Raw genomic sequence first — 5,026 nt, forward strand, 5'->3', positions numbered from 1 at the left:
GTAATGTGTTATGGTCTGAAAATCCTCCTCAGAGTCAAATACTGTTTAAATAACAGGGGGTGAAACTAAACACGCCCAACACTTTTCAAACTCGACCTTTGTTGGAGTTGGATTGGCCAAGTTATCGGAAACCGGGCAGCGTTCCTCAACTTGCTCAAGCCACTTCTTGAGGGTTTCTTCATCAGCGTCTGTCTTTACTTTAACTTTGACTTTGATCTCTTTATATCCTGCTCTCTCGTTACCCTGTCCATAGAGCTTTCCGGGGTTGAAGACACCTTCAACCTCAACTTTCAGGTCTTCAATGTTTATTCCCATATCCTTGGCTACAAGAGTTGCGACAATATTGAAACATCCTGCAAGGGCTGCGAGAACGTAGTCTATTGGACTCGGGGCTTCCCCACCGAGTTTGTCAAGCACAATTTCATAGTTTCCTGCTTTAACTTTCATTTTTGTTGGAGAAAGCCTCTCCAACAACCTTTATTGTCATATCTTTGTATTCAACCATACAATCACCATATATTTTTGACAATAAAGCCTTAAAAAGTTCATCAAAACCAAAAGTTTAAAAGAAAAAGTTAGAGGTTCAAGCGCTTTTTAATCCTCTTTACCTCACGCTTTGCTTCACCTATGCCAAGTTGCTCAAGAACTTCTTCCCTCGGGATTCCATTTTCGTCGTAGCCGATTTCTTCGTAGTACTGCTTTACCTTTGCCCTAATGTCTTCTCTGCTTGGGGCTTTTCCTTTAACTGGTCCGCTCGGCAGTGGCTCATAGAACCTTGGTGGATTGTCGTCGTCCTTTCTCGGGTCCCAGTGCACATCCGGTCCACCAAGGAGTAGAAGTATTCTCTGAAGGTGGATTATCCTCAGACCCACTTCGTTAAGCCACTGCTCGGGGGTTATGTTGAATCCTGTCAAAGCGTTTCCAAACTCGAGGATTCTTTCAAATCCGGGCTTCGTGACGAAGTTGCACACAACCGCGGAGTCGTAGAATGCGTTTACCATCTCCCCTTCGTAGCTCCTTGCTGGAAGACCTGCTGTGGAGGTGTGGTCTCCTCCCTGGACAGAGACAGCATAGCTTATGTCCTTTGTATAGTCGAGCTCGCTCCTCACCCCGTGAGCACCGACTCCGATTCCCTTCACGTGAACCGCGTATTTTGTTACATCTACACCTTTAAGCTGTGAAATCTTCAACGCTGCTCTGTAAGTGCCCTCCGCAAGTATCTCTCCAATGCCCTCCTTCTCAGCTATTAAGTGCAAAAGCTTTGCGAAGGCTTTTTCGTCGCCCCAGTTAAGCTCGAATCCTATGTCATCCTTTGTAAGAATTCCCCTCTGGTAAAGCTCCGCTGCAAATCCTAAGGTGTTTCCAGCGTTTATTCCGTCCAAGCCAAGTTCATCAACCAGATATGACAGGTAAACTATTTTTTCTGGTTCAAATATTCCGAGGTTAGTTCCCATATATGCCATGAGCTCATAGTCCGGTGCATCTGTAATTGCACCCTTGTACTCACCATAACGGAGATATGAGATTTTCATACAGTTTACCGGACACCCGTAATCAGCCCAATATTTCTTTATCCAAGCTCTGTTCTCGAAATTAACTACGCTTATCTCCTCGTTGTCGTGGTATTCCTCCTGCCAGTTTCTTATTGGCTCACTTGAGCGGTCATGCCCTACGCTATATCCTCCAGCTCCGGTACCCCATTCCCTAAAGGTAGTCATTGAAAAGAGCTCTTTCCAGAACTCTCTGAGGAGGGATTTCATTTTTTCTTTGTCGTAAACTTCTGGAAGAGATTTGCTTCCTTTTACGATTATTGCCTTGAGGTTCTTGCTTCCCATTACCGCTCCATAGCCACCATAGCCAGCGGCATGCATGAGCTTCGTCATTATTGCAGCAAAGCGGACTTTATTTTCTCCCCCTCTGCCAATGTACATCATCGCGGGCTCTTTGGGAATTCCTCTCAGCTTTTCTTTCTTCTTTATCTCCTCATGAACTTCTTTCAAGAGGGTTTTGTGAAGCTCAACGCCACCCATGCCCCAGTATTTTGTTGCGTCCCTTATCTCCACCGTATCGTTGTGAACGAAGAGATAGACTGGGGCCTTTGCTTTTCCTCTGATTATGATCCCATCATATCCTGATGCCTTGAGTTCCAAACCTACTTCACTGCTTAGAACACTCCCCACGATACCATTGCTCTCAGGAGATTTGGAAACAACAGCAGTCTTCATACCCGGGTAATAGCCGGTTAGCGGTCCTGTTAGTATCAGAAGGAGGTTCTCCTCGCCAAGGGGATCTACAGTTTCCCACTTGTCCCCGAGCTCTTTCCAGAGAAGGTATGTTCCAAGCCCTCTCCCGCCATAGAACTTCCTTAAGATTTCTTCATCCAGCTCGACCTCTTTAATTTCCTCTTTTGTTAAGTCCACATCAAGGAGTTTTCCGGCATATGCGTACATTTTTACTCACCCCAAGAATTCCTCCCCAAAGACTTTTCTCGCTATTTCATGGCTCTTTTCCACCGGGTCTTTAGCGAATGTCCTAAAGATAGGTCTATAGTCTCCTGTAACAATCTTTAACGCATCGTGCCCTGCTTCATGGCAAACCTCAACACATTTCGGATTTCCTCCACAGAGGTCACATATGACCACACTTCCCTTACCAGCGGGAATCCTTGGAACGTTTCCCGGGCATGCTGTCACACACGCTCCACACTCTATGCACTTTGCTTCGTCAACAATGACTGCTCCGGTTTTTTCATCAACGCTTAGGGCTTTTGTGGGGCAGGAGTTAACACACGGATAATCAGGACATTGGACACACGTATGTGGGACATTAACTCCGGGCAAAAGTTCAAAGACTCTTATTCTTGATGCCTCGGGCCATATTATTCCCTCGTGCTCAAGGGAGCATGCAACCTCACAAAGCCTGCAGCCGCTGCATTTGTCTGGCGTTATTAGGATCCAAATTCTCTCGATTTTCTCTTGCGGGGCCTCATGAACTCCTTCCTCACCCATGATATCACCAAAAAATGATTATGTTTTCTTTTTATATAAGGGTTACGAAAATTAGAGCGTTTAAGCCAATATCTGAAAGAAAAATGTTTAAAAAGTAGAAACCTTTAGATTGAGGCATGAAAAGAGCTGAACTAATACTCCTTGGAATCACAGCCATCTGGGGATTTACATTTCCGGCAATGAAGGTTAGCCTCGGTTATATGCCCCCAATACTATTTCTGGCTTACCGTTTCGGAGTAGCGTCTCTCCTTATGCTCCTCATTTTTAGAAAGAGAGTCCTGAAGAGAGAAACCTTATTTGAAGGGCTTATTCTGGGATTAACACTCGTTTTTGGGCACGGCTTTCAAATCGTCGGTTTAAAATACACTTCTGCATCCAACTCTGCATTCATAACCTCTCTCTACGTGGTCTTCACGCCGTTTATAGCATACTTTCTCCTGGGGGATAAGCTAAAAGCGAGAGATTTTCTATCTCTTATTGTTGCAATAATTGGTTTGTATTTAATCTCGGGAGCAAGCTTAAAGTTTAACTATGGTGATCTGCTGACGATTTTTTGTGCAATTTCCTTTGCCTTCCAGATAGTCCTTATCCAGAAATTTGGAGAAAAAGATTACCTCAGCCTAGCCTTCTGGCAGATATTTTGGAACTTTGTGTTCTCAACAATCTATGCTCTTGTTTTTGAAGGGTTCGTAGTGCCTGTAAAGATGACTCCATGGCTTGGCATCCTTTACACGGGAATCTTTGCAACGGTAATTGCATTCACCCTTCAGGTAAAGTACCAAAAAGAAACAAAAGCCCATAAAGCAGCCCTCATATATTCCGCTGAACCTATTTTTGGACACATCTCGGCGTTTTTAACTATCGGGGAGGTGTTAAGCTTAAAAGGCTACATAGGTGCTTTGTTAATTTTGACTGCAATCTGGAATGAAATAAGAAACGAAAACAGCTAAAGAGTTGGCTGAGGATTTATTTCCGCTGAAGGAACTGAACTCCTGTCTTCATGCTTAAGCCCAATCTCAAGTGTTCTCTTAACTCTTTCAAGATCAACAAGGGTGTTTATACACCCTGCTCTCAACAGAGGCACGGCTTGAAGCGGGATTTTCAATATGGAAAGCTTCTCGTTAGCCTCTGCGAGCTCGGGCCAGCATGCTATCCCTACTGCAGCTTTTATCTCTCCTTTAGGCACCTTCTCCTTTAATACCTTTTTTACCAAACTTCCTCCCGGTACTATGTAGAACTGTTTGTAGCCGAGCTTTTCTCCGTAATCAATTATATCTCCAATCGGGCATTTCCCGCACTTTGTACATTTCCACCCGTACTCGCCAAACTCCGCCGGGCATTCCTTTACGTTCCTTAGACATTGGGGAATAAACACGGCTCTCTTTTCAACAGGAACCTTTGCAAACTCCTCTTTATACGCTTTGTTCTTTATCTCAACGTATATTTGATCGGTAAGTTCCTCATCCTCACTTATTAAAGAAAGTGCCATTCTTATGGCATTTCTTGTACTTAGGTCAGCCCCAACTGATGCCAGCTTTGCAATTATGTTATCAATTCCCATATTTTCACCTTCAGCATTGAAGAAAAGAAAAGTTAACCCTAGTTCCCACCACCTGTGAAGTTGTATAATCTGTCCAGATTCACGGCCAGAATCGCCCCTAAAATCCTGACAGCTAACCCCCTCAAACTAACACTCCTGCTCGGCCTCAGAAGAAACTCAGAAAACTTCGAAAACAAAGTCTCAATCCTCCTGCGAAAGTCAGACAAGTACTTGTAAAACTTCTTCTCCTCCAGATTACTAATCTGATTCCCCCGCTTTACTGGCGTGTAAACAACGCCAAACCTCAGAAATTCCTCCTCGAGTTCCCTGTTAACATACCCCTTATCCAAAAACAGAAAACAGCCGGAAAACTCCTCAACAATCACCCAGAACTTTTCCCGGACAACACTCACATCATGCTTATTCGCCGGATCAACAGACAGTAAAGCCAGCAAATTTCCATCAGAGTAACAGGTCA

Annotated in this window: 5 protein-coding genes and 1 pseudogene; 1 reads left to right on the forward strand and 5 read right to left on the reverse strand. The window is 44.3% G+C overall.

Features of this window, described 5'->3' with window-relative positions:
* Positions 1 to 45 precede the first annotated feature (45 nt).
* The 3 genes and pseudogenes from GBV73_RS10365 to GBV73_RS10375 all read right to left on the reverse strand — a co-directional run bounded on the left by GBV73_RS10365 (position 46) and on the right by GBV73_RS10375 (position 3,008).
* A pseudogene (locus GBV73_RS10365) lies at positions 46 to 505 on the reverse strand (OsmC family protein).
* Positions 506 to 575: 70 nt separating this feature from the next.
* On the reverse strand, positions 576 to 2,450 hold the full coding sequence (locus GBV73_RS10370) for an aldehyde ferredoxin oxidoreductase family protein (RefSeq protein WP_042701768.1): 1,875 nt from the start codon (positions 2,448 to 2,450) through the stop codon (positions 576 to 578).
* 6 nt (positions 2,451 to 2,456) lie between these two features.
* Entirely contained in the window at positions 2,457 to 3,008 is a 552-nt protein-coding gene (locus tag GBV73_RS10375; RefSeq protein ID WP_152881181.1) for a 4Fe-4S dicluster domain-containing protein, read from the reverse strand.
* A gap of 116 nt (positions 3,009 to 3,124) precedes the next feature.
* Between GBV73_RS10375 and GBV73_RS10380 the strand changes: the two genes are divergently transcribed.
* Positions 3,125 to 3,958: a DMT family transporter gene (locus GBV73_RS10380; protein ID WP_042701763.1), complete on the forward strand. Its 834-nt coding sequence runs from the start codon at positions 3,125 to 3,127 to the stop codon at positions 3,956 to 3,958.
* Here GBV73_RS10380 and GBV73_RS10385 read toward each other — a convergent pair.
* Together GBV73_RS10385 and GBV73_RS10390 are read right to left on the reverse strand one after the other, a co-directional pair.
* Positions 3,955 to 4,569 carry a DUF116 domain-containing protein gene (locus GBV73_RS10385; RefSeq protein ID WP_152881183.1) on the reverse strand — a complete coding sequence of 205 codons (615 nt, stop codon included), beginning with the start codon at positions 4,567 to 4,569 and terminating at the stop codon, positions 3,955 to 3,957. The genes GBV73_RS10380 and GBV73_RS10385 overlap by 4 nt on opposite strands.
* Positions 4,570 to 4,607: 38 nt before the next feature.
* On the reverse strand, positions 4,608 to 5,026 hold a 419-nt coding region (locus GBV73_RS10390), incomplete at its 5' end, for a transposase (RefSeq protein WP_152880017.1).

Origin of the sequence: Thermococcus sp. 101 C5 (genome assembly GCF_009372125.1) — an archaeon.
Lineage (GTDB): Archaea > Methanobacteriota_B > Thermococci > Thermococcales > Thermococcaceae > Thermococcus_A > Thermococcus_A bergensis.